This is a genomic window from Streptomyces swartbergensis (genome assembly GCF_002148965.1).
GTDB lineage: Bacteria > Actinomycetota > Actinomycetes > Streptomycetales > Streptomycetaceae > Streptomyces > Streptomyces swartbergensis.
Genome location: NZ_NGFN01000131.1, coordinates 1 through 21,602, shown reverse-complemented (window position 1 = coordinate 21,602; position 21,602 = coordinate 1). Strand labels below are relative to the sequence as shown.

Genomic DNA, 21,602 nt, shown 5'->3' with positions numbered 1-21,602 from the left:
TGCCTGCACCGCCCCCGCACCGACCTCTCCCCCACTGACGTCCCCCTCCTGACACCGCCGTCGCCGTGACGGCGGCGCAGCGCGGCGGCCCGGGCGTGCGGTACGCCAGCGCACGTACGAAGCCGCTGGCATGACGCAGCATCACGCTCCGCAGGGTGACACCGAGCTGCCGGCAGCGAACTGCCGTCCGAGGTGAAGAAACTGATCGCCAGCCCATGAGGAACGGTGCAGGCATCGCCGGAGCGGACAGGTCCCTGACGCCCCACACCTGCCTCCCGCTCCACCGGAGCCGCTCCCTTGCGGTTGCCGCCCTCCTCAGCTTGGACTTTTAACGTCTGGTCCGGCATGGAAGGCGCACACACCAGTCCGAGCATCCCCGCCCTGCACACCCCGGAGCAGCGTTTGCGAGTTGTTCAGAGTGGCGGAGCAGGTTACCGAACAACCAGGCAGGCGCTGGAATCGGTGCAGCGGGGCACCAGCCGGCCGGCACGGATCAGAGCACACCACGGCGCCTGGGCTCCGGCGGCGCAGGGACTCCCCGCCGTACCGTTTTCCGACCGACCGAAGGGCGACGACGTGAACCGTATCCGCCGACAAGCCACCACTCTGGTGACCACCGCCGGTATGCGCCGGCGGGCCGCGACGACTGCCGTGACGCTGACCATGGCGGGCGCACTCGGATTCGGCGTGATGACGCCGGTGGCATCTGCTGCCAACAACGGGCCCTGCTACGACGGGCGGTGCAAGATCACCGTGTCGGCGCCCAAGACCATCAAGGTCGACAGCCGCAAGTTCGGGTTCGGGAAGCTCAAGATCACGAGTATCAGCTCCCGATCCGTGAAGATGTCGGCCGCCGACGGGAGGCTCAGCGGCAGCACCAGCCCGGGCGGCACCGTCCAGTTCAACAACCTGAAGATCTGGGTGAAGTCGGTCTCCGGCAACAAGGCCAAGCTCCAACTGTTCCCTACGCGGTACTGAGCCTGCCGTTGCACCCCGGCGCGTTCGTCTCGCGCCGGGGTCTCCGCCGTTCCCCGAATGGCAGACGTGGCCGTCCCTCGCCCTTCGGGATGTCGGGGAACGGAGCACGGGGAAACGGCCGCTGTGACGAGTCAGAGGCGCCGGGGCAAGGTGCTTCAGTTCACACGGGTTGCGGCGCCAACGGTGGAAGAGGCAAGGGCAGTTCACCGTTCAGCTATGTGGCTGGCGAGGAACAGTGCCCCTGGCCTCACCTATAGCCCAGGGGGACGATCGTTCGGCTGAAGCCCACCGACGCCGCCACAGCCAGGATCGACGCCTACGTGGTCCTGTCGCCCGGGGCCGACCCCACCACGATCCGCGAGCGCGCCGCAGGGGTTTTGCCCGACTACATGCTCCCCGCCACGGTCGCGCTCCCGCTGACGCCCAACGGCAAACTCGACACAACGAAACTCCCCGCGGTCAGCCACCCACCGACACCCTGGCATGCGGTCCCCTCCAGGACGGCTCCGGCCACCGACGACCTCACCACGACGCTGACAGAGATCTGGAGCGACATCCTGGGCGTCCCGGTCGGCCCGGACGATGACTGCTTCGAACTTGGCGGCAACTCCCTCTTCGCCGTCCGCGTCACCGCCGCGCTACGCACCCGTGGCCTCCCGTCCTTGCGCCTGCGGGAGCTGTACCGTCACCCGACGATCCGCGAAACGGTTGCGAGTCTCAGGTCTTTGGACCGGTGATGGGCGTCCGCGACCGCTCGGAGGCGAGTAGTTTGCCCTCGATGGCGCCAGTGTGGTGGCGGCGGGGGCAGGTTCTGAACCTTCGGCCTGGGTTGTGAGCCCAGCGAGCTACCGAGGGTGCTCCTGCCCGCGCCGGTACCCACCAGCGTTCGTTCGAGTGCGCGTCGGCCCAGGTCAGTCCCTCTGTGCGCCCGTCGGCAGGGTGCGCAGCTGCATGGTGCCGGCCGAGCTGGTGCCGAAGGCGTAGTCCAGCAACTTGGCGGCGTCTGTGTAGCGGTACTGGTCGTTGAGGAGCACGCCGATGACCGTCTTCTCGTTGCGGGTCGCGGCGAAGACGAGGCAGGGGCCGGACGGCGTGTTGGTGCCCGTCTTCACCCCGATCGCGCCGCTGTATGAGCCCAGCAGCTGGTTGGTGTTGTACCAGGTGTACGTGCGGGTGCCGCCGGTGCTGGTCGTCGCGTACTGCACGGTCTTCGGCTTCTTCATGATGCCCGCGAACGTCGAGTACTTCATCGCGCTGCGCGCGAGCTTGGCGAGGTCACGCGGCGTCGTGTAGTTCGTGTTCTGCGTCGAGTTGCCGTCGAACGAGTCGAAGTGCGTGTTGGTCAGGCCGAGGGTGTCCGCCCTGGCGTTCATCTTGCTGATGAACGACTTGGTCCGCGCCGAGACGGTCGTACCGGTGCCGAAGGTGTCGGCGAGGGCCATCGCGGCGTCGCAGCCGGACGGCAGCAGCATCGCATGGAGCAACTGGCGGATGGTGACCTTGTCGCCGGTCTTGAGATCCGCGGTGCTCGCGCCCTTGGCGGTGACGTAGTCCCGGTAAGCCTGCTTGATGGTGACCTTCCGGTCGAGGTTCAGGTCGGGGGTGCTCAGCACGACGCGAGCCGTCATGATCTTGGTGGTGCTCGCCATGGGCCGCTTGGTGTCGGCGTACTTGCTGTAGAGCGTGGAGCCCGTCGCGCTGTTGAGCATGAACGCGCCCTTGGCGCTGACCGAGGGCGCGGTCGCCGCCTGCGCGGGCGCGGTCAGGGCGCCGCCCGCGAGCAGCGCGCCGGTGGCGCCGGCGACAACTGCGGCTCTGCGGATACGTACGCCCTTTATGCCGGTTATCACTATAAACGCTCCGAGTAGGCCAAATGCCAGATGACATTTGCGAAATGAAGCAGGGGGAGGCTCTAGGGAGACTCACGGGGGACACCGAGGGTTGCACGGCGGGCGGAAGTAATTCTGGGAGACCTGCGAGTCGCCGCTGCGGCGGAGGCCACCCGGACACAGGTGGACGCGTCCCGGATCAGCGTGCTGAACGCGCGGCACTCCGACGAGGCGGTCGGCCTCGCCGCACGGTTCGACGTGGACCACATGCCGACGGCGGAGCCTCGCGCGCGGGTGTCGACCGACGTCTCCCGCCCTGATCGTGAGCTGACGCAGCGGCATCTACGTTGTCTTGGCGGACGAGGGTGATGACGGCCAGGTGTATCGGCATGTTCCGGATCTACTGTTTGTCTAGCGGATGCCCCGGTTGGGTCGACTTCACGGCCGGGTGCGTCGCTCCGCGGCGTCGAACGCGGGCGCGAGCGGGGCCAGTGCCGCGCGGAGCTGGTCGGGCAGTGAGCCGGAGGGCACGAGCAGTCCTCCGGCACCGAAACTCCCGGCGGCCCCTGCGTTCCCGGCCGGCCGGAGCCAGCCTTCCAATGCGATGCGAACGACCGCGGCCACGCTCGCCGCGAGAACGCGGGCTGTGTGCGCTCCGGCTTCGCCTAGGCGTTCGGCAATCACCGCCGTGAGAGGGGGCTCGATGCCGGCGGTGGCATCGAGGAACGCGTCGCGCAGCGCGGTCCGGGTGGTGATCAGCAGCAGCGCCTCGCGCTCGCGCTCACTGGTGTTCGTGTACTGCTCGACCACTGCTTCGGTGACGGCGTCAGCCAGGTGCACTCCTGCAGGCCGGGCCGCGACCGCCGCCGCGATTCGCGCCTCCCGGTCCGCGGTAACAGCGGAGACGATCGCCTGCTCGCGGCTGGCGAAGTAGTTGTTGTAGGTGCGCGGCGAGACTCCGGCCGCCTCGGCGATGTCCTCGACCCGCACCTGGTCCGGTCCGCGCTCCACGGCCAGGCGCAGGGCTGCCTCGCGTAGCGCCTCGCGCGTGGCCTGCTTCTTCCGCTCCCGCAGCCCTGGTGGTGGTGTCGTCACGGTGCCAGCGTTCCACACAAGCTGCGTGCGCGCAAACTTGCGTGCACGCAATTTCCCTGCCAGTCTCCGACCAGACCGAGACCGGCAGAGAGGACGTCACCATGCGAGCAAGAGGAATGACCTACGACACCGGATTCGTCGTGCACGGCCAGATATCCCGCGAGCACTTCGACCCCGCGGTGGTTCGGCGAGAGCTCTCCATCATCCGTGACGACCTGCACTGCAACGCGGTCCAGATCATCGGCGGCGACCCGGACCGACTGGAGCTGGCCGCCGGTGCCGCCGCCGAACTCGGCCTGGAGGTCTGGTTCTCGCCCTATCCGCTGGAGCTGGATCCGGAGCAGACCCTCACGCTCTTGCGTGACTGCGCCGAGCGAGCGGAACGGCTCCGCCAGCAGGGGGCCACAGTCGTCTTCGTCGCAGGGGTCGAGCTGAGCGTGATGAACCGCGGGTTCCTGCCCGGAGAGAGCCCCGAGGAGCGGGTCGAGCAGCTGATGAGCCAACCCGAGCGGCGGGTCGAAGCGATGCGTGAGCTCGGCGCGCGCATCAACACCTTCCTCCGCGACGCCGCGGCCACGGTCCGCGAGCGCTTCCAGGGCAAGCTCACCTACGCATCCATCCAGTTCGAGCAGGTCGACTGGACTCCCTTCGACCTTGTGACATTCGAGCTGATCCGCTCCGCCGAGGTCGCCGACCGGTTCCGGGACGCGGTGCGCACCCTGGCCCAAGGCCCGAAGCCGCTCGCCATCACCGGGTTCGGCACCGCGGCCTACCGCGGCGCGGGAGACCGCGGTGGGCGGGTGCTGGAAGTGGTCGAGCACGACCCAGAGACCAAGGCCCCAGTACGGCTCAACGGCATATACGAGCGTGACGAGGCCGGCCAGGCCGCATACCTGAGCGAACTGCTGGACATCTTCGAGACCGAGGGCGTGGACAGCGCGTTCGTGTTCCTGTTCGCCTTGCCCGGCTACCCGCACCGCCCCGACGGCGACCCCAGGGACGACTTGGACCGGGCCGGCCTGGGCATCGTCAAACTCCTCGAAGGGCGCCGGGGGCAGACCTACCCCGACATGGAATGGGAACCCAAAGCCGCCTTCGCGGCAGTGGCGCAGCGGTACCGGAGGTGACAGGCCCCGCCCACGGTGACCACGGCTCGGGGTCTGCACTGCGCGGCAGTGCAGATGCCGAGCAGACGGAAGCGGTATTCGCCGAACTCGCCGCAGACCTCGCGCCGCATTCGCCGCCGCAGATCAGGCCGGCCGAACCGGTGGCCAACCCGCAGCAGCACCTCGTCCAGCTCTCCCGCCCACGCATCGGGGCGCACATCATCTTGCACGATCAGAACAACAGCGATCGAGCACCGCCGGTCACGAACTCCCGCCACATGACGGCCAGTCAGCTTGCTGCACTCAGAAACAGGCTCCTGACCAGCGACGATAGCGAACTGCAACTGGAGTACTAGCTCAGGCCGCAGAGACCTGCGGTCGCCGCGGTCGGCTGTGTCTCCGTCTGAAGCAGGACCCCGCTGCTGGGAGAGACATCGATGGGTTTCGCGCGAGCTATCCGAGCTCCTCGGCGTTCCCAGGTGAGTCCGGCCCGATCGGTGAACGTCAGGGATCTGACGCCCTTGATGCCCTCCAGAACTGGCCCCCTGTCCCCCCGCGTCCATTCCCCGTTATGGAGGACAACTCGATATAGGTCGCCGGGTCGATACGCCACCTCGGTACATGGACCCATGTCACCGGTCTTCAAGTACACGTCGTCATCGGGTCGGTCTTCGTGCACCCAGAACCGCACCCACATGCTGTACACCGGATCTGCTGAGCGATTAGCCACGTCAATCCGGCGGTCATTGCACGGGGTGGCGCTCGGCTTGTCGGCCGGGGACTCCTCCTCATCCGATGGCACGCAGAAAATCCCATGCCACTGTCCCCATGACCAGATACGTTCTGCCTGCTTACGACTCTCGTCCAAGGCTTCCTTTCGTGACTGGTCAAGCTGGTCCCGGGCTGTCGCTGTGCCCCAGTAGGTGGCGATGCCGGTCAGGACGAGACCGCCCACAGCAGCCAGCGCGCCTAGAACGGCTCCGATGTGCACCCAGGGGATGCGGCGCCACCATCTGCGGCCCCTCTGCGGCTGAGCCGGCGCCTGGTTCGGCGCGGAGCGTCGCCGCACCGGCTGGATTCGCGTGCGCCGGCCTGGATCATCCTGCATGGGTGCCCTCCATCAAGCCGTTGCAGAACAGGACGCACTCGCGATCCCGTTGGATCCCAGACCGGGTCACTTTCCGATCCGCCGTCCATACGCCGAGGCCGACGCCCGCCGACCCACCGCGCCCGAACTGGCCGGGCCGCGGAACAGTCGACAAACCGGGTGCACGCGCGCACGAAGTCCTGCGACTCTGACGTCACCTCGCTGACGGAGAGACACCGGGCGACCCCGCCTGCTCGACGGGCACTCCGTCAAGCAGCTGGGCGTAGAACGGCGCAGTTCATCGGCGGGCGGGTCTCAGTGCCCTTCTCGCCGGTCAGGATGCAGGTGGGTGTGCGGCTGCTTGATGCTGATGCCGCGGGTCCAGTCCCCTCGGGCAAGGTGGCGCGACTCATTTGGCTCCCCCACACGCTGTTCCAGGGCGATCCGGTTCTGCAGTCGCTCGCAGTCGGCCCGGCGAGCCTGGTCTCCAAGCGGCTGAACGGCGCCTACCGAGCAGGCGCCCGTGCTGGAAGGCGCCGCGCATCAGGTAACAGCGGCGACGACGTCGACGTATGCCAGGCGACGCCGATGCCCTGCCGCACCGCCGCCCGCGCCGCCCGCGCCGTCGCATAAGCAGAGCATGTAGTGTGATCCGTCACCCTGCTACGGGGTAACGCGACTCTTCGATCTCCCGTGCATCGCCCGGGAGTTGCGACTTCTCGTCGCTGCCCTCGTCGAGGAGAGCAGCCGGTTTGAACCCCTTGGCGATCAGCCAGACGGCAAGACTCACTTCCCACGCGAACACGGGAATCGCCGCGACGGACCCCGCCACGGAGATCTGCTCGTACAGCCCGAACATCACTCCGGTCGCCGAAGCGCAGATCAACGCGCCACCTACGAGCCCCAATACGGCAATGAACTGCGGGACGAGCCCGGCGCGGTACATCAACCACGCAAGTAGCAGTGAGTTCGCTCCCAAGATGAAGTTGGGCCCCATGAGGAACGTCCAGTCATGGATGGCCACCAGGGTCTTGCCGGCTGTGACTAGTGAGGCGGCGTCGCTGTCCGCCGCTCCTTCGAACTCCGTCCGCAGCTTCACGACCGACAGAACGCTGATGATGCCGACGATGATGACGGCGGCTTCGAGGAGCCGGGCGCACACATAACCGAGCGCGGCCCCCTCGTTGTGCTTCTTGAGGACCGGAAACAGCACGACTCCAGTGCCGACGACGGCCGCCGCCAGGACGAGTTCGAACAGTGCGCCGAGGAAGACCCCCGTGTCGGCACCGGGACCGACAACGTAGTCCGCGTCCTGCAGGACAGGGCCGTACAACGCGAGCCCGCCGATCGCTGTCACTTCGGTGACAAGGAACAACACACCGGCGACAACCGCAGTTCTTCTGGTTGATACCACCAGGACCCACCCCCAGAGAATGGTGTACGGCGTACACCTAGGGCTCACCGTAGGCGTACGCCGTACACTCGTCAAGCCGAGGCGCTGATACGACACATCACGAGGGAGCTGGTGGCGATATGGCTCAGCAGACGGAGGCAGTGCGCCGAACCCCTCTGACCAGGGACCGGGTGCTGCGGGCGGCTGTTGCGCTCGCCGATGACATCGGGATCGAAGCGCTGAGCATGCGCAAGCTCGCGAAGGAGCTAGGCGTGGTGCCGATGGCCCTCTACAAGCACGTCTCGAACAAGGAGCAGCTCCTGGACGGCATGGTTGATGTCGTCATGGGCGAGATCGATCCGCCGGCCCCGGGATCCAACTGGAAGAGCACGGTGCGCCACAGGATCCTCTCGGCGCGACGCGCCTTCCTCGGACATCCTTGGGCGGCCCAAGTGATCCAGTCGCGCAGCAGCCCGACACCGGTCGTGCTTGCGTACATGGACTCTGTGATCGGCATGTTCCGGACCGGTGGCTTCTCGGTCGATCTGACGCACCATGTGATGCACGCTCTGGGCAGCCGCATGATGGGCATCACGCAGGAACTGTTCGACGCTCCACCCGCCCCGCGAGCGCAGACGGCCCCCTCCCAGGAGGACGCCGGTGAGTACCCGTACGTGATGGAGCTGGCCGGCGCGGTGGCTCATGACGAGGACTCCGTGCTGGGTCGGGGCTGTGACGATCAGTTCGAGTTCGAGTTCGCGCTGGATCTCCTCTTGGACGGGTTCGAAAGACTGCGGCAGCAGGGGTGGTCTTCCGCCGGCCACTTGAGGGGCAAGACCCCATGACTTTGGGAACGCTGAGGGCTCTGGCCGCGTAGCAACGGCGGTGTTACGCCGCGAAACGGACAGCTCGTTGCGGGACATCAAGGCCGCCGACGAGCGTGTGCTCAGCGAACTTCGGTGCCACTACCCACAATGCGCCCGGTGCCCATTACGCAGCCGACGGAGTAGGCCAAGATACCGTGCCGAACCCAGTCACAGGAGGCAGGTCTGGCCCACGGACGGTTCGTCACCTTCACCGACGCCTACGGTCCCCCCAAGTCCCGCCTGATCAGCATGGATCTGCGCGCCGGACCCGAGGGGACCGGAGCGGCGGCGCCACGCATGTCGCCGCCGCAACAGGCCTGGGACGGCGAACGCCCGGCGCTCATCGTGCCCGGAGGCGACGCAGGCCACGTCGTCGTCGTGGCACGGATCCACCCGGCCCTACGCTCCGTCCGGCTCCCCTGAGGGGCCGTCGCGCGGGACGGTCGACTGGTCGGGGCCTACCTGGCGGCGAACACCTGCCCAGCTCGCGACCTGCCGTTCTTCTTGACCTGAAGCTTGGTTGAGGTCTTAACGTCACGGCATATTGATCACCGCCTGATGGCAGGAGAAGACCTCGTGATCCTCGTGACCGGAGCCACCGGAAATATAGGAAGTGCCCTCTTGAAAGAGCTCCGGGCGTTCGGCGCCGGACCGTTGAGGGGGCTCACCCGTGACATTGCACGGGCCGCGTTCCCGGAAGGGGTCGAAGCGGTTGCGGGTGACTTCGCTGAGACAGCCTCACTGAAGCCCGCGTTGGAGGGGGTACGGTCGCTGTTCCTTGTGTCACGCATGGGTTCGGACGCCGAGATCATCGAGGCGGCCCAGCGGGCAGGCGTGGAACACGTGGTGCTGGTCTCGTCCATTACCGTCCAGACCCATCCGCGCCTGGGCCCCGCCGGCGAGAACATGACTGTCGAGCAGCTACTCAAGGGCAGCGGCATGACGTGGACGATCCTGCGGCCGACGCAGTTCGCCTCGAACGCCCTGTGGTGGGCGGGAGCGATCCGCGAACACGAAACGGTCCGCGTGCCCTATGCGGACATCGGTCTCCCCACGATCCATCCTGCGGACATCGCGTCGGTGGCTCGGGTGGCACTGACCGAGTCCGGCCACCAAGAGCGAACGTACGCGCTGACTGGTCCGGAGAGGGTCACGGCCCGGCAGCAGGTCGGGGCCATCGCGGCAGTACTGGAGCGGAAAGTGCCGTTCGCCGAGATCAGCCGGCAGGAAGCCCATCGTCAGATGGCCGTCTTCCTGGGCGGTGAAGCCGCTGACGCGGTGCTGGACCTGACGGGTGGCGACGTCAACGACGAGCTGCTCATGGTGCGTGACACAGTTCCCCAGATCACCGGTGCCCCGGCCAGGACGTTTCAGCAATGGGCCTCGGAGAATGCCACCGCATTCCGCTGAGCCGCCCGATCCTGAGCACGTTCATCGTGCCCCGACAGCAGGACGGCTGGCCGTCGGGCAGGTGGTGGGGCAGAGATCAGCCGGCCTTGGCGGGCTCCCTCAGCTCGTGCCCGGGTGCTGGCCAGACGGTAGGAGTCGGTGCCGGTTTCGATGATGGTGCCGCTGAAGGTGAGGCGGTCGACGATGGCCGTGCAGAGCCGGGGGTCGGTGAAGGTCTTGGTCCAGCCCAAAGGACTCGTTGGAGGCGATAGCGACGCTGTTCGAGCTTACGAACGAACAGTTCGAGCCCAACGATCAAGAAAGTAGGGATGCGGGGCGCGCACCGCCGAGTGGCCTCCGCAATGGTCGGTCACCGGGGGGAGAGGGAGCTGCGGAGCGTGTCAAGCGCGGCCCATACCGTATCGGGGCGCAGAGGCAGCGCTGCGCAGCGGATGCTGGCGGCATCGCGCAGTGCGTTGGCCAGTGCGGCGGCGACAGGGTTGAAGGGCAGTTCGCTCATCGGTTTGGGGACCGAGGCGGTGTCCGGACGGGCGAAGTGGATCTCGGTGGCGGGCAGGTCTCCGTAGTGGGGGATGGAGTATGTCCTCAAGTCCGCCGTGGTGATGCGGCCGTCGGGGTCCGTGAACAGTGCCTCCCACAGGGCGGTGCCGATGCCCTGGGCGACTGCTCCCTCGATCTGGCCGCGGCACTGGGCGTCGTCGAGGACGACGCCGGCGTCGGCGGCGTGCACGCTGTCCAGGACGCGCACCAGTCCCGTCGTGGGTTCGACGCTGATACGGAACCACTGGGCGCTCACCGCCAGGGCAGGTCGGCCTTCTCCGGGCACGGCGCGGCCGGTTGCGGTCAGGTGCTGTCCGTTCACCTGGGCGTATGCATGGAGGGCGGCGAGAGAAACGGCTGTGCCGGCGCCATCGCCATGCATCGTGGTGATGTCCGGCCGGGATGCGGACGATGCCGCTGCCCTATGGGCTGCTGCCACTTCTCTCATCTGTCGGATCAGCGTCTCGCAGGCACGGGTGACGGCGCGCCCGGTGATGCGGACGCCGGTCGAGGCGAAACCGCCGCTGTCGTGTCCGAGCAGGTCGGTGTCGGCCTGCCGCAGGTGGATGTGGTCCGGGTCGGTGCGCAGGGTGTCTGCGGCCATACGGCGCAGGACGGTGGAGGTTCCGCTGCCGAATTCGGGGGCTCCCACGGCGAGGTCGTAGTGGCCGTCGGGCCGCAGGGTGACCCGCGCGCTCGAGAGGTGCCCGTCCATGGGTTCGGCGTGCAGCGCGGTGACGGCCAGGCCCTCCCCGGTCAGGTGGCCTGGGTCCGCCGGCGCAGGGTGGCTGCGCCGGCGGCGCGTGCGTGCCGCGTGCAGAGCGTCCAGACATTGCTGCAGGCCGCTGTCCATGACAGGGTGCTGTCCGCCGACGCCGGGGAACGTCGTACTGTCGCCCGGGCGGAGACAGGCCGCGCGGCGCATCGCCAGCGGATCGGTATCGAGGATGCGGGCGAGTTCGTCCAGCGCGGATTCCATGGCGAACGCGACCTGCCCCGCGCCGTAGCCGCGGAAAGCGCCGGCGGGGACGTTGTGGGTGCGGACGCTGTAGCCGTCCACCACCACGTTGGCGCAGCGGTAGAGGCTGATACCCCCCGTGCAGCCTTCCTTCAGGACGCCGGGCCCGTGGTTGCCGTAGGCGCCGGTGTCCGCGACGACGTGCAGCCGGATGGCCGTGAGGGTTCCGTCGCGTCGGGCTCCCAGGGTGACGCGCACCTGGAAGGGATGGCGGGTGGTGGTGGCGGCGAGTTCCTCGGCGCGGGTGTGCTCCAGTTGCACCGGGCGGCCGGTACGCAGCGCGGCCAGGGCGGCGATGTCCTCGGTCAGCAGGTCCTGCTTGCCGCCGAAGGCGCCGCCCAGACGGGCGGCGGTCACCCGGACACGCTCGGCAGGCAGTCCGAAGATCGCACACAGGCGTCGCCGGACCAGGTGAGGGGCCTGGGTGGTGGTGTGCACGTGGAGGCTGCCGTCCTCGGTCGTCCATGCCCGGCTGGCGTGGCACTCCAGGGCAGCGTGCTGCACGCGCTGGGTGCGGAAGGTGCCCTCGTAGACAGTGTCCGCTTCCGCCAGGCCCTGGTCCGCGTCGCCGGCGCGTAGATGGATCTCGTCGACCAGGTTCCCGTCGGGATGCACACGGGCGGCTCCCGGGCTCAGTGCCTCCTCCGGGTCGGTGACGGCCGGCAGGACTTCATAGCGGACGCGGATCATTCGGCAGGCCCGCTCGGCGGCGGCGGGGCTGTCGGCGACAACGGCGGCGACGCGCTGCCCGACATGGCGCACCACGTCATCCAGGACGCGGGTGTCGGCCGGGCACTCCTGCGCGGCCTCGCTCAGGGCGGTGGAGAACCGCGTCCGCGGGGCGTGGTGGTGAGTCAGGACGGCGCGTACCCCGGGCACGGCCCGAGCGGCGGCCGTGTCGATGTCCAGGATGCGGGCGTGGCGGTGCGGCGAGCGCAGCAGGGCCAGGTGCAGCATTCCGGCGGGAGGTTGCTCGTCCAGGGTGAAACTGAGGGTACCGGTGACGACACCAACGGCCTCCTGGTCGTCACTGGGCCGAGCGACTGCACACGGGGGGTCTGCGGGTGAGGTCGCGTCGGACGGGCCGGTGGGAGACTGGTCGCGCTCGCCACGCAGCGTGTTCCGAACCGCCTCGCCCACGACCCGGTAGCCGGTGCACCGGCAGAGGTTCCCCTTGAGAGCTTCGGTCAGGTCCGCCAGGTCCTTCTCGGTCAGGGCCGCTGCGGTCATCAGGAATCCCGGGGTGCAATATCCGCACTGGAAGGCCCGCGCGCGCAGGAACGCCTGCTGGGCGGGGTGCAGCCGGCCTTCGGTGGCGAGACCCTCCACGGTGGTCACCGTGCGTCCGTCGACGCGGTGGGCCGGATACAGACAGCTGTGCACGGCCGCGCCGTCGACATGCACGGTGCAGGCCCCGCAATCGCCCGTGTCACAACCCTTCTTCACTCCCGTCCAGCCGTGGGCACGCAGATACGTACGCAGGCACTGCCCAGGAGCCGGCGGCTCGACGGTCTCGTGGCCGTTGACATGAACGGAGAACGACATCGGCTACTCCCGCGTCAGGTCGTGTCGTACCCCGTCGGCCAGGTACGTGACCATGTGGCGGCGCCACTGCGGGTGTCCGTGCACGTCGTCAACGATCAGATCGCGGTCGAGCATCTCGTGCAGTGTCGCGCGCAGTGCGGCGCTGGAGGGCGGGTGGGAGAAGTCCACGGTGACCGGCCGGATGGTGGCAGCGGTCACCGCGAGACCCAAGCGGCCCGTTTCAGGTGCGTAGGTACCGGTCACCAAGGCGGCGGAGCGGCCTCCCGGGCGCAGGCTCACCCGGCCCACAGCCGTGCGCTTCGCCAGTGCGGAGACCGGCAGTGTGACCGAGCGCAGCACCTCCCCCGGCAGCAGCACCGTGCGCCCCACTCCGGTCACGAAGCCGGTCGCCGGTACCCGGCGTTCCCGCCCGTTGACGGCCAGCACCCGGCATACGCCGTCCAGAGCCACGGCCATGGAAATCATCGGACCGGCCGGGAGAGCCACACACAGGTTGCCCCCGACCGTTGCGGTGTTCCACACCTTGAAGGAGGAGGAGAACGCCCGGCAGCAGGCGGCGATCAGTGCCCGCGCCTGCGGCCACGGCCCGGCCGGCGCCTGTGCGAAAGCCAGAAGCTCGGCCACCGTGCAGGTCGCCGCGATCACCAGTCCATCGTCCATGATCTCCCACGCCGGCCACTCCATCGCCGTCAGATCCCGAAGCCGCATCACCTCGGGCCGCGGCTCTGCGAACAAGGCGGTCCCTCCGGCCAACCACGCGTCACCCGTCTGCCAGGGCAGAGCGCACCGGGCATCGACGACCTCGCGAACCGACGGCAGATCCACAGGACCCCTTCCTCCACGATTCCGGCCGGCCGGCCGTATCCGAACTGCGCCGGCGTAGAACTCCGTCGACGGCCATGCGGCGCCATGTCGACGCTCACGGCACGAACGGCTCACCCCAGCAATGATCAGCGAGATGTCGCCCTGTCTTGACGGAAGCCCGAGGCGCCTCGCCGCGCATTCACTCTCGCGTACCGTCGGCACCATTCAGGGCGCCCGACCACCCCGCCTGCTGCGATCACGGCAACAGCCAGGCAACCTGCCCTGCGGACCCGGCGCACCCCCGCCCCTCCGACGCACCTGAGCTTGTCCATGACGGGCATCCAGCCACGCAGGACCCGCCGGACGGCCACCGGCCGTGCCCGGCACGTCGGCTCACAGCCGACAGCGCGTCAGGCGCCTCGCGGGCGACGGGCACCGGCCGCGTACATCAGAGGAATGCGTACGCCGCCGTCCGGCCTGCGCCACCAGCCGGGTGCGACCCGCTCCATGCCGTCCCAGCGCGGTTCGTTGACCCAGTCGGTCTCCCACACCATGTCCGGGTCGATGGTCAGCCCCGCCGCGTGCAGCGCGCCGATCACCTCGACCACCGTATGCGCCCACAGATGACTGACGGTCGCTCCCCGGACCGGCCGGCCGTCGCGGGACGGCGCATACGTTTCCGACGTGTCGAACCAGGCGGGCTCGCCACCGCCCAGGTAGTCGTAGCGCAGCTCCAGCGGCTCCGACAGGCTTCTGGACGCGCCGCAGCCGGCCAGACCCAGAGCACAAAGCAAGGGGTGGTACTCCATGAGGTAGAAGAGGCCTCCTGGCTTGACCAGCCCCGCCACCACCGTGGCCCACGCCTGCAGATCGGGCAGGTAGATCAGGGAGCCACGCCCGGTGTAAACGACATCGAACGTCTCCCCCTCCAACGCCTCACCGGCGTCGTACACGTCGGCTTCGACGAACCGCACCTGCACACCGGCTCCGGCGGCCACCTCGCGGGCCGCGGTCAGACTGCGGGCGGAGAAGTCCAGCCCTGTCGCCCTGGCACCCCGCTGCGCGAAAGCGAGTGTCTCCACACCGTTGTGGCACTGCAGATGCAGCACCGACAGGCCCTCAAGCGATCCGAGCTGCTGCCACTCGCGCGGATGAAAACGCGCTTCGGCCGGGACCTCACCGAGATCGTAGTAGTCACTGGTGCTGTGGACAGGGGCACGAGCATCCCAGTTCCGCCTGTTGTCTGCGACACGGTCAGCGGTGACCTGATCGAAACGTCTCACAATCGATCAGTCAAGCAAAGACCCGTTGAAGATTTCCCAGACCGCGCGCAGAAGAACGGGCCGAACAACGACGGTCCACTGGGTCGGCTCAACGGACGCGCCAGGAAGACTCGAGCGGCGCCGACAGCCTTTACCGGCAGGCAGCCGGTGATGGGCGGCCGTTCACACCGTCAGTTCGGGCCGATGGCAGTGGGGACTTGATCCAGATGGGGCTCCCACTCCCCCTGGGCACAGTGACGGGTGTCCGCACAGGTGGTGGGGGTTGCCGATGGCCTCTTGCAGGGGCTGCATGTTGCGGCGGCCGAAGCGGAGGAACACCGGCTTGGCCGGGCCGTGTTGCGTAGGTTGCGCAACCCGGTGGCGACGATCGGGATCTTCCCGTCGTAGAGGTGGTGGTCCTCGAACCGCTCCCCCTCCCACAGGTGGCGAATGAGTCCGATCAGGCGCGGGATCGTGCCGTTGGGGTTGCCTTCGCCGTTGTGGTTGCACACCAGCAGGACGGGCGGGTGCGGCACGTCGACGGGCCGCTCGGGGGGACCGTCCAGCGGGTGCGCCTTTCCGTCAGTGCCTGTTTCAAATTCCTGTGATCAGGTGAATTCGGGGTCGGGCGTCGTTGCGAGGGACACGAGCGGAAGATCTAGAGGCCCCGCTAATGAAGCCGGCATGCCAACCGGCATGGTGGCCGCGATGGGTCTGGTGAGCCGTCCGGCCGACCGGGCCGGCCGCGCAGCGCGAGCGTCCACACCGGGACTACTCCGTGCCGTCCGCCGGCAGGCGCTCGGGCAGTCCGAGCCGCGGGAACCGGTCGTCGTGGAACGTGACGATCTCGGTGATCGCCCCGCCGGTGACGCGCAGGACGTCGATCGTCAGCGGCAGGTACGCGCCCTCCCGCTTCTGCCAGAGGTAGAAGGCGACGGCGGGCTGCCGGTTCACGGAGGTGAGGACGGCGCGCAGGCCCTTCATGCCCTCGAAGCCGCTCTCGACCCAGTCGTGCACCACCGCGTCGCGGCCGACGTACAGGCCCGGAGTGGGCGGCATCGAGCAGCGGACGTCGTCCCGCAGCAGTGCGGCGAGCCCGTCGACGTCCGTGGCCACGCTGGCGTCGGTATAGCGGCGCACCAGCTCGCGCGTGACGGCGTCCTGTTCGCCGCCGGTCCAGTCCTGCCGCTCGGCGGGCAGGTGCTCCCGCATGCCGGCGCGGGCCCGCTGCAGCGCGCTGTTCACGGAGTTGACGGAGTCCCCGAGGAGCTCCGCGACGTCCTTCGCCGGCCAGCCGATCACGTCCCGCAGGATCAGCGCGGCCCGCGGGCGCGGCGCGAGGTGCTGGACCGCGACCAGGTACGCCAGCTCGATCGTCTCCCGCGCGACGGCGACGGTCTCCGGCTCGTCCGCGTCGCCCGCGGGCAGCTCGTCGAGCAGCCGGTCCGGGTAGGGCTGCAGCCACAGCACCTCGCCGCCGGTCGCAGGCTCCGGGCGGCGCTTGGCCAGCAGGTCCAGGCAGGCGTTGGTGGCGATCCGGTACAGCCAGGCCCGGAACGTCGACCGCCCTTCGAAGGTCTCCCGCCCCCGCCAGGCACGCAGGAACGTCTCCTGCACGGTGTCCTCGGCGTCATCGAACGACCCGAGCATCCGGTAGCAGTGCACGTGCAGCTCCCGCCGATGCCGCTCCGCCAGCGCCGAGAACGCCGGCTCGTCGGCCTCACCCAGTCCACTCACGCCCAGCGCCTCCAGCCGCGTGTCCGCACTCATCACGTGATCCTTCCGCCTCGTCGTGTCCCGTCGTAGGTGTGACGGGCCCGAGGGCGAAAACTCATCACTAGCGTCGCTCAGCATGGCTGAGCATCTCTCATCCTTGGCAGGTCGGGTTTACGACGTGGTGAAGAACGAGGATGGCCTGCACCATTGCGGTCGTCCGGGAGGGGCTGCAGCGCAGCTTGGTCAGGATTCTTCAGGTCTTGAGGGCGGCGACAGCGTGTTCGCCGCGGCAGCGGATCCGGGTGGGCCTTGTTCACGGCCGTCTGCCGGCGTGATTGCTGGGTCCATGAAGGGGATCTTGCAGTGCGCATCTGCGTACCGGCTTCGTGTGAGCCGGCGGCGGCGTGATCGGAAGGTGGGGTCAGGCTCGCCAGGAAGGACCGTCGACGGTATGCGCCGACCGCCCGTTTTAGTCATCCTTTGACTCAAATCTGACCGCGATAGCACACATATCGGGCATGAGGGCTGGCAGTGTGGGAGTGCGCCCGTCGCTCACCACCCATGGTGGGAGGTTCCACCTCATGGCTCACATCCCCGCTCCTCACTCTGGGAGCCCGACCCCCCGTCCAGACGTCGCCTTGGCCCGGGGCTGCGAGAGATGCAATGGCTGGGGCACTGTCGTGACCCCCGAGGGCCGTCATGAACTGTGCGCGGCCTGCCAGCAACCCACCAGTGCCCCTCCCCCTGCGGTCACCGCCCCGAATTCCTAAGATCGGCAACAGGTTCTACGCCCAAGAGGACAAGGCGGGCGCCCGGCCGACGCTGTACTCCGCGACGCAGGACCTGCCCGGGGCGAGCCACGTCAAGCCCGACGGGCGAAGCGAGATGCGAGGGGGGCCGACGCTGGTCGGACGGTCGGCGGCGGCGAGCGAAGCGGCGGCGCTGCGGTTGCGGACGGTGTCGGAGGAGATGACAGGCGTGAGCTGGCCGATGGAGCAGCCGGCCGCCGGGCGCCAGACCAAGGCCGTGTGGCTGGAAGCCGTACTCTCAGCCGATCATGGAACGTGCGGATCGAACAGGTTTCTCGCCGGAGCGATCTTCCCGCTGCACGTGCAGTCACTGTGATCACGGCGCGCAGCGCGGTGACTCCCCGCAGGTGGGAGCCGACTCAGCACCTCACGCGGACTCGTCGATGCGCCCGTCCGCCTCCTGGGCCCGAGTGCAGTTGACAGCAACAACGGATTTCGCGGGCCCGCACGTGCCACAGAGCGGTCGGTGGCGGGCATTGCCGAGGTGATCTTGTCAGCCGCGTAGGCATCTGTCCCTGCACCACCGGCCTACAGTGGCGCCAAGCCGCCTTTATGGAGCGAATCGCGTCTTTGACCATGCACCTGACGCGCCCCCTGCTGCGCCATCGACGCGATGTGGCAGAGGGCCTGATCAGCCCGACTCGCGCCACCACGCGGGAGACACACTGAGGCTCCAGACCTCACCCACCTGCCCTTGGGCTTCTTCGTCCGCGCGGACGAAGATCCTCACGCCGGACTCGGGCACCCGGTAGCGGTGAATGTCCCCTGTCGTGCCGCCCCCGTCGGCTTCGGGTTCGACCGAGCAGCCGAGCCCGGCGATCGCGGCGGCCAGGTCCTCGAAGCGTGTCGAGGGAGCGAATTCGCCGTACGCGCCGCGCAGGGCCGCCGGTACGGACGACTCGGTGTCCCACCGCAGACGGTGCACCTGCACGCTCACCCCGAAGCAGGGCCAGGCGCCGCCCTCCTCCTGGAACGACAGCTCCAGGAGCCCGTAGTCCCGGCGCAGCCAGCTCCCGTCCTCGGTGACGAGGCAGTCGGCCCCGAGCTTGGTCTTCCATTCGGCGGGCTGCGCGCCGATGCCCACGCCCAACACGTCGCCGTGGGTGGCGACGTGGGCGTAGAAGTCCAGGTCGGACATCTACATCTTCTCCATCGCCTCGATCAGGGGCGGCAGTTCGGCTGTGCGGTCGTTGCTGAAGCGCCACTGCGGATTGCGGCCTTCCTTCATGGCCTTTGCGCCGGACTCGAAGACCTCCTTGGCGGCCTTCGTCAGCCTGATCATGTCAGCGCGCACCTTGGGGTCGGACTCGATGGTCGCGACGACGGCGTCGACCTGCTTCTGCGTGGCGGTGCCGTTCTTCAACCAGATCGCCTCCCCCCGGATGCCGCCCTTGCCGTCCGGGCGCAGTGCCACTTCCATGCCGTCCTTCATGTTGACGTGAGCGCCCTTGGTGACCCAGTCCTGGTCCACTTGGCCCACGTGGTCGATCTCGAGGCTGCACTTGTTCTTCTTGGCATGGTGGGCCAGGACGGGCGTGCTACCGGCGAGCACGTGGTACGTGTGCGCGCCGGCGACGGTGAGGTCGTGGACCGTCTGCTCGGCGGTGCGCGTCCCGACCGCAGTGACCTCCACGTCCGCGCCCGCGCTGGTGCGCAGCCGCGTCCCCGCAGTGAGGTCGACGGCGCGGTCCACACTCCCGGGGCCGGCGTCCAGAACGGGTGGCGGTCCGTCGCCGTGATCGTGTCGGTGCGGTTCCCCGCCGCGCCGTCGGTGTCCACGACGAGCGTGATCAGGCGCTTCTCCCCCGATCCCGTGATCAGGTCGGTCACCGGCTCGGCCCGGGTGAGGCCGGTCGCGGGATCGGTGGCCAGCACCTTGTCGCCCTCGTGCACGTGCTCGATCGGCGTGCTGCCTCCGTCGCCCATGAGGACCCGGGTCCCGGCCGGGAAGCTGTTGTCGGTGACGCTTGAGCGGCACACGTTCCGTTGCGGGCGGTCCGCACGTCGTCGCCGTCGAGGGCCTTCTTGCCCGTCTTGAGCCAGCGCAGCACGACCAGCGCGCCCGTGGCCCGGTCGAACCCGCTCAGCTCGTCGCGGGTGGCGAGGTCCTTGCCCGTGACCGCCTCGACGATGCCCTCCGTCACCGATGGTTGGCCTGGCCGATGCCCCGGTCATCTCCTCCATGCCCTTGTTGGCGCCGCCGATCCCCCGGTTCATCTGGTCCAGCGCGCCGTTCACCTCGCCCAGCGAGTCGTTCATGTCGTCGAGGGCGTGACTCATCTGGCTGACGCCGGCGTTGATCTTGTCGAGGTCCTTGCCCATGCCCCCTCGTCGAGGCCGGTTCTGATGCTGCGCGCCACCTTCTGGAAGGCCGCGGCGATGGCGGGGCCGGGGGTGGTGCAGGTGCGCGTGGGCCCTGACGGGGGCTCAGCAGGGAAGGGAAAAGGAAGCCGACCACGCTCCCGGCCGCAGCACCGACCAGAAACGCTAAAAGGACGTTCCAGCCGACACGGAAGTCGAAGTACTCCAGCGGCCCCGCGACGATGGCTCCGAAGACACCCAAGGCGAGCGCGCCATGCCAACGGTGGCGCAGGCTCGACCGGACTCTCCGCACGGCCCGCTCCTTTCTGGCCTGTGGGACCTCAGGACGTCCTACCCCAGGACGCGTCGAGCCAGGATCCGACTGGACTGGACTCGAGCGCTCCCCACACCGTTCCGTTCATGAAGGCATCGGTTCGGTCCTCTTTGCTTCCGCCGAGCAGGGCCGATCCGATAGATGCGCCGGAATCCCGTACCGAGGCCTCCCAGCACTGCCCCCGCGGCGACGCATCCGACAACCGTGAAGCAGACTGTGGCAGCCGCTGCCACGCCGAGGCCGCCTCCCGCAAACCTCCGAGTCCCCCCACGTCCCGCCATCCGAACAGGCCGGTGGTGTCACTGTTGTTGACTGGATCGCCGCTCGGTTGAGGACTGCGACCAGCACGGTCGCCCCGTAGCGGACGGCGGGATGCCGCGCCCGCCCACCGCAGCACCTGGCGCCCGCCCACTGGACCCGAACACAGGTGCCAGGCGCCGGCCCGGCGTCACTCGGCCGCTTCCCCTCGACGGCGAGCCCGGGCCCGTTCACCTGCCCTCTGCGCCTTGCCGATGAGCCGGTCCCGGCCCCACGACAGCAGGAGAGCCAGAGGCGTGACGAGCAGACCGATCAATAGTGCCGGACCCCAGTCCATGCCGTCCCTTCGGTAGCGCATGATCAATACGACGCAGGCATAGGTCAGTACAACGATCAGTGCGTTCTTCAAGGGTTTCGGCAGTGTCATGGGGCCCAAGTGCCCTGACTCCTCAGTGACATGGCGGAATCCCTCACCTCACTTCTCCCGAGGCTCCATTCCCCGCGCGCTGACATCCCCGAGGGGGCATGGCGTCGACATCCAGGCACGCGCGACCGTTACGACGCTGGGCGCACAGCCGCCGCACAGCTTGGCTCGCCCGTCCGCGCTCACCGGACAGCTCGACGGTGTCACTTCCCCTCAGGGCAGGGCTGCCCTGCCCAACCCCGAGGTACAGATCGTGCATGAGGAACACCGGCACGCCGCCGCAGCAACCGGCCGGAGGGGACGTCAGGCCGGGCGGACCGCGCCCTTGATCGCCGACTGGCCGGCGAAGAACACCGACTCCTCACGGATGAACGCTCCCGGACCCGGGGCGTGAATCATCATGCCGTCGCCGCTCCAGATGCCGACGTGGCCGAGGTCGTCGTGGAAGAAGACCAGGTCTCCGACCTGGACGTCAGCGAGCGAGACCTGCACTCCCGCTCCCCACTGGGCTTGGGTGGTCCGGGGAAGCGTGACGCCGGCAGCCTTCCACGCGGCCTGGGTGAGACCGGGGGCGTCGTACGATCCCGGCCCGACCGCGCCCCATACGCAGGGCCGACCGATCTGCGCTCGGGCGAAGGCGACCACCCGCTCGGCCTGGGTGCTGTGGCCAGCGTCCGGCGACAGCCAGGATCCACCGTAGACACCGGGTGTGAAGGTGGTGGAGGGAGTTTCGCGTGCCGTGAAGGTAACGGGTTCCATCAGGGCGGCAGCCGCTGCCGGTGCAGCGGGGGCGGATGCGGGTGCAGCGGGGGCGGATGCGGGTGCAG

The 21,602-nt window shown here is 68.6% G+C and carries 17 protein-coding genes and 4 pseudogenes; 7 read left to right on the top strand and 14 right to left on the bottom strand.

Annotated features, from left to right (window positions below):
• Positions 1-576 precede the first annotated feature (576 nt).
• Positions 577-978, top strand: a complete 402-nt coding sequence (locus CA983_RS21435) for a hypothetical protein (protein WP_244207043.1) — start codon at positions 577-579, stop codon at positions 976-978.
• 284 nt (positions 979-1,262) lie between these two features.
• Positions 1,263-1,715: pseudogene (locus CA983_RS21430) on the top strand (phosphopantetheine-binding protein); the annotation flags it as partial.
• A 174-nt stretch (positions 1,716-1,889) separates the two neighbouring features.
• Here CA983_RS21430 and CA983_RS21425 read toward each other — a convergent pair.
• Positions 1,890-2,828 (bottom strand): D-alanyl-D-alanine carboxypeptidase family protein, encoded by a 939-nt coding sequence (locus CA983_RS21425; protein ID WP_086602517.1) that lies wholly within the window; start codon positions 2,826-2,828, stop codon positions 1,890-1,892.
• Positions 2,829-3,245: 417 nt separating this feature from the next.
• A complete protein-coding gene (locus CA983_RS21420; protein ID WP_086602521.1) occupies positions 3,246-3,902 on the bottom strand; it encodes a TetR/AcrR family transcriptional regulator in 657 nt (218 codons plus the stop codon).
• 116 nt (positions 3,903-4,018) lie between these two features.
• Between CA983_RS21420 and CA983_RS21415 the strand changes: the two genes are divergently transcribed.
• The gene (locus CA983_RS21415) at positions 4,019-5,029 is read left to right on the top strand and encodes a hypothetical protein (protein WP_086602516.1); all 1,011 of its coding nucleotides are present in this window, start codon (positions 4,019-4,021) and stop codon (positions 5,027-5,029) included.
• Complete coding sequence (locus CA983_RS21410) at positions 5,026-5,364, top strand: hypothetical protein (protein ID WP_086602515.1); 339 nt, start codon at positions 5,026-5,028, stop codon at positions 5,362-5,364. Before CA983_RS21415 ends, CA983_RS21410 begins: the two co-directional genes overlap by 4 nt.
• Positions 5,365-6,750: 1,386 nt before the next feature.
• Here the strand turns inward: CA983_RS21410 and CA983_RS21405 are convergent.
• On the bottom strand, positions 6,751-7,509 hold the full coding sequence (locus tag CA983_RS21405) for a DUF4386 domain-containing protein (protein WP_086602520.1): 759 nt from the start codon (positions 7,507-7,509) through the stop codon (positions 6,751-6,753).
• 119 nt (positions 7,510-7,628) lie between these two features.
• Between CA983_RS21405 and CA983_RS21400 the strand changes: the two genes are divergently transcribed.
• Together CA983_RS21400 and CA983_RS21395 are read left to right on the top strand one after the other, a co-directional pair.
• Positions 7,629-8,333 (top strand): TetR/AcrR family transcriptional regulator, encoded by a 705-nt coding sequence (locus CA983_RS21400; protein WP_086602514.1) that lies wholly within the window; start codon positions 7,629-7,631, stop codon positions 8,331-8,333.
• Between the two features lie 597 nt (positions 8,334-8,930).
• Positions 8,931-9,764 carry an NAD(P)H-binding protein gene (locus tag CA983_RS21395; protein ID WP_086602513.1) on the top strand — a complete coding sequence of 278 codons (834 nt, stop codon included), beginning with the start codon at positions 8,931-8,933 and terminating at the stop codon, positions 9,762-9,764.
• 113 nt (positions 9,765-9,877) lie between these two features.
• Here the strand turns inward: CA983_RS21395 and CA983_RS21390 are convergent.
• The 6 genes and pseudogenes from CA983_RS21390 to CA983_RS48005 form a co-directional block, all read right to left on the bottom strand.
• Positions 9,878-10,025 (bottom strand): annotated as a pseudogene (locus CA983_RS21390) (ATP-binding protein); the annotation flags it as partial.
• Positions 10,026-10,113: 88 nt separating this feature from the next.
• Positions 10,114-12,867: a molybdopterin-dependent oxidoreductase gene (locus tag CA983_RS21385; protein WP_086602512.1), complete on the bottom strand. Its 2,754-nt coding sequence runs from the start codon at positions 12,865-12,867 to the stop codon at positions 10,114-10,116.
• A gap of 3 nt (positions 12,868-12,870) precedes the next feature.
• Positions 12,871-13,692, bottom strand: a complete 822-nt coding sequence (locus CA983_RS21380; protein ID WP_086602511.1) for an FAD binding domain-containing protein — start codon at positions 13,690-13,692, stop codon at positions 12,871-12,873.
• A gap of 389 nt (positions 13,693-14,081) precedes the next feature.
• The gene (locus tag CA983_RS21375) at positions 14,082-14,954 is read right to left on the bottom strand and encodes a class I SAM-dependent methyltransferase (protein ID WP_086602510.1); all 873 of its coding nucleotides are present in this window, start codon (positions 14,952-14,954) and stop codon (positions 14,082-14,084) included.
• Positions 14,955-15,704: 750 nt separating this feature from the next.
• Positions 15,705-16,703, bottom strand: coding sequence for an RNA polymerase subunit sigma-70 (locus CA983_RS21365; RefSeq protein WP_086602509.1), 999 nt, complete (start codon positions 16,701-16,703; stop codon positions 15,705-15,707).
• 97 nt (positions 16,704-16,800) lie between these two features.
• Positions 16,801-16,984: pseudogene (locus CA983_RS48005) on the bottom strand (hypothetical protein); the annotation flags it as partial.
• 433 nt (positions 16,985-17,417) lie between these two features.
• Here CA983_RS48005 and CA983_RS21350 point away from each other — a divergent pair.
• Positions 17,418-17,642, top strand: a pseudogene (locus CA983_RS21350) (oxidoreductase); the annotation flags it as partial.
• 447 nt (positions 17,643-18,089) lie between these two features.
• Here the strand turns inward: CA983_RS21350 and CA983_RS21345 are convergent.
• The 5 genes from CA983_RS21345 to CA983_RS21325 all read right to left on the bottom strand — a co-directional run.
• On the bottom strand, positions 18,090-18,596 hold the full coding sequence (locus CA983_RS21345) for a hypothetical protein (RefSeq protein ID WP_086602508.1): 507 nt from the start codon (positions 18,594-18,596) through the stop codon (positions 18,090-18,092).
• Positions 18,597-19,151: a hypothetical protein gene (locus CA983_RS21340; RefSeq protein ID WP_086602507.1), complete on the bottom strand. Its 555-nt coding sequence runs from the start codon at positions 19,149-19,151 to the stop codon at positions 18,597-18,599.
• Between the two features lie 133 nt (positions 19,152-19,284).
• Positions 19,285-19,602: a pre-toxin TG domain-containing protein gene (locus tag CA983_RS49585; RefSeq protein WP_086602506.1), complete on the bottom strand. Its 318-nt coding sequence runs from the start codon at positions 19,600-19,602 to the stop codon at positions 19,285-19,287.
• A gap of 939 nt (positions 19,603-20,541) precedes the next feature.
• Positions 20,542-20,760 carry a hypothetical protein gene (locus CA983_RS21330; RefSeq protein ID WP_244207041.1) on the bottom strand — a complete coding sequence of 73 codons (219 nt, stop codon included), beginning with the start codon at positions 20,758-20,760 and terminating at the stop codon, positions 20,542-20,544.
• 318 nt (positions 20,761-21,078) lie between these two features.
• Positions 21,079-21,602, bottom strand: a 524-nt coding sequence (locus CA983_RS21325; RefSeq protein WP_143645526.1) for a C40 family peptidase, incomplete at its 5' end; no start/stop codon positions are given.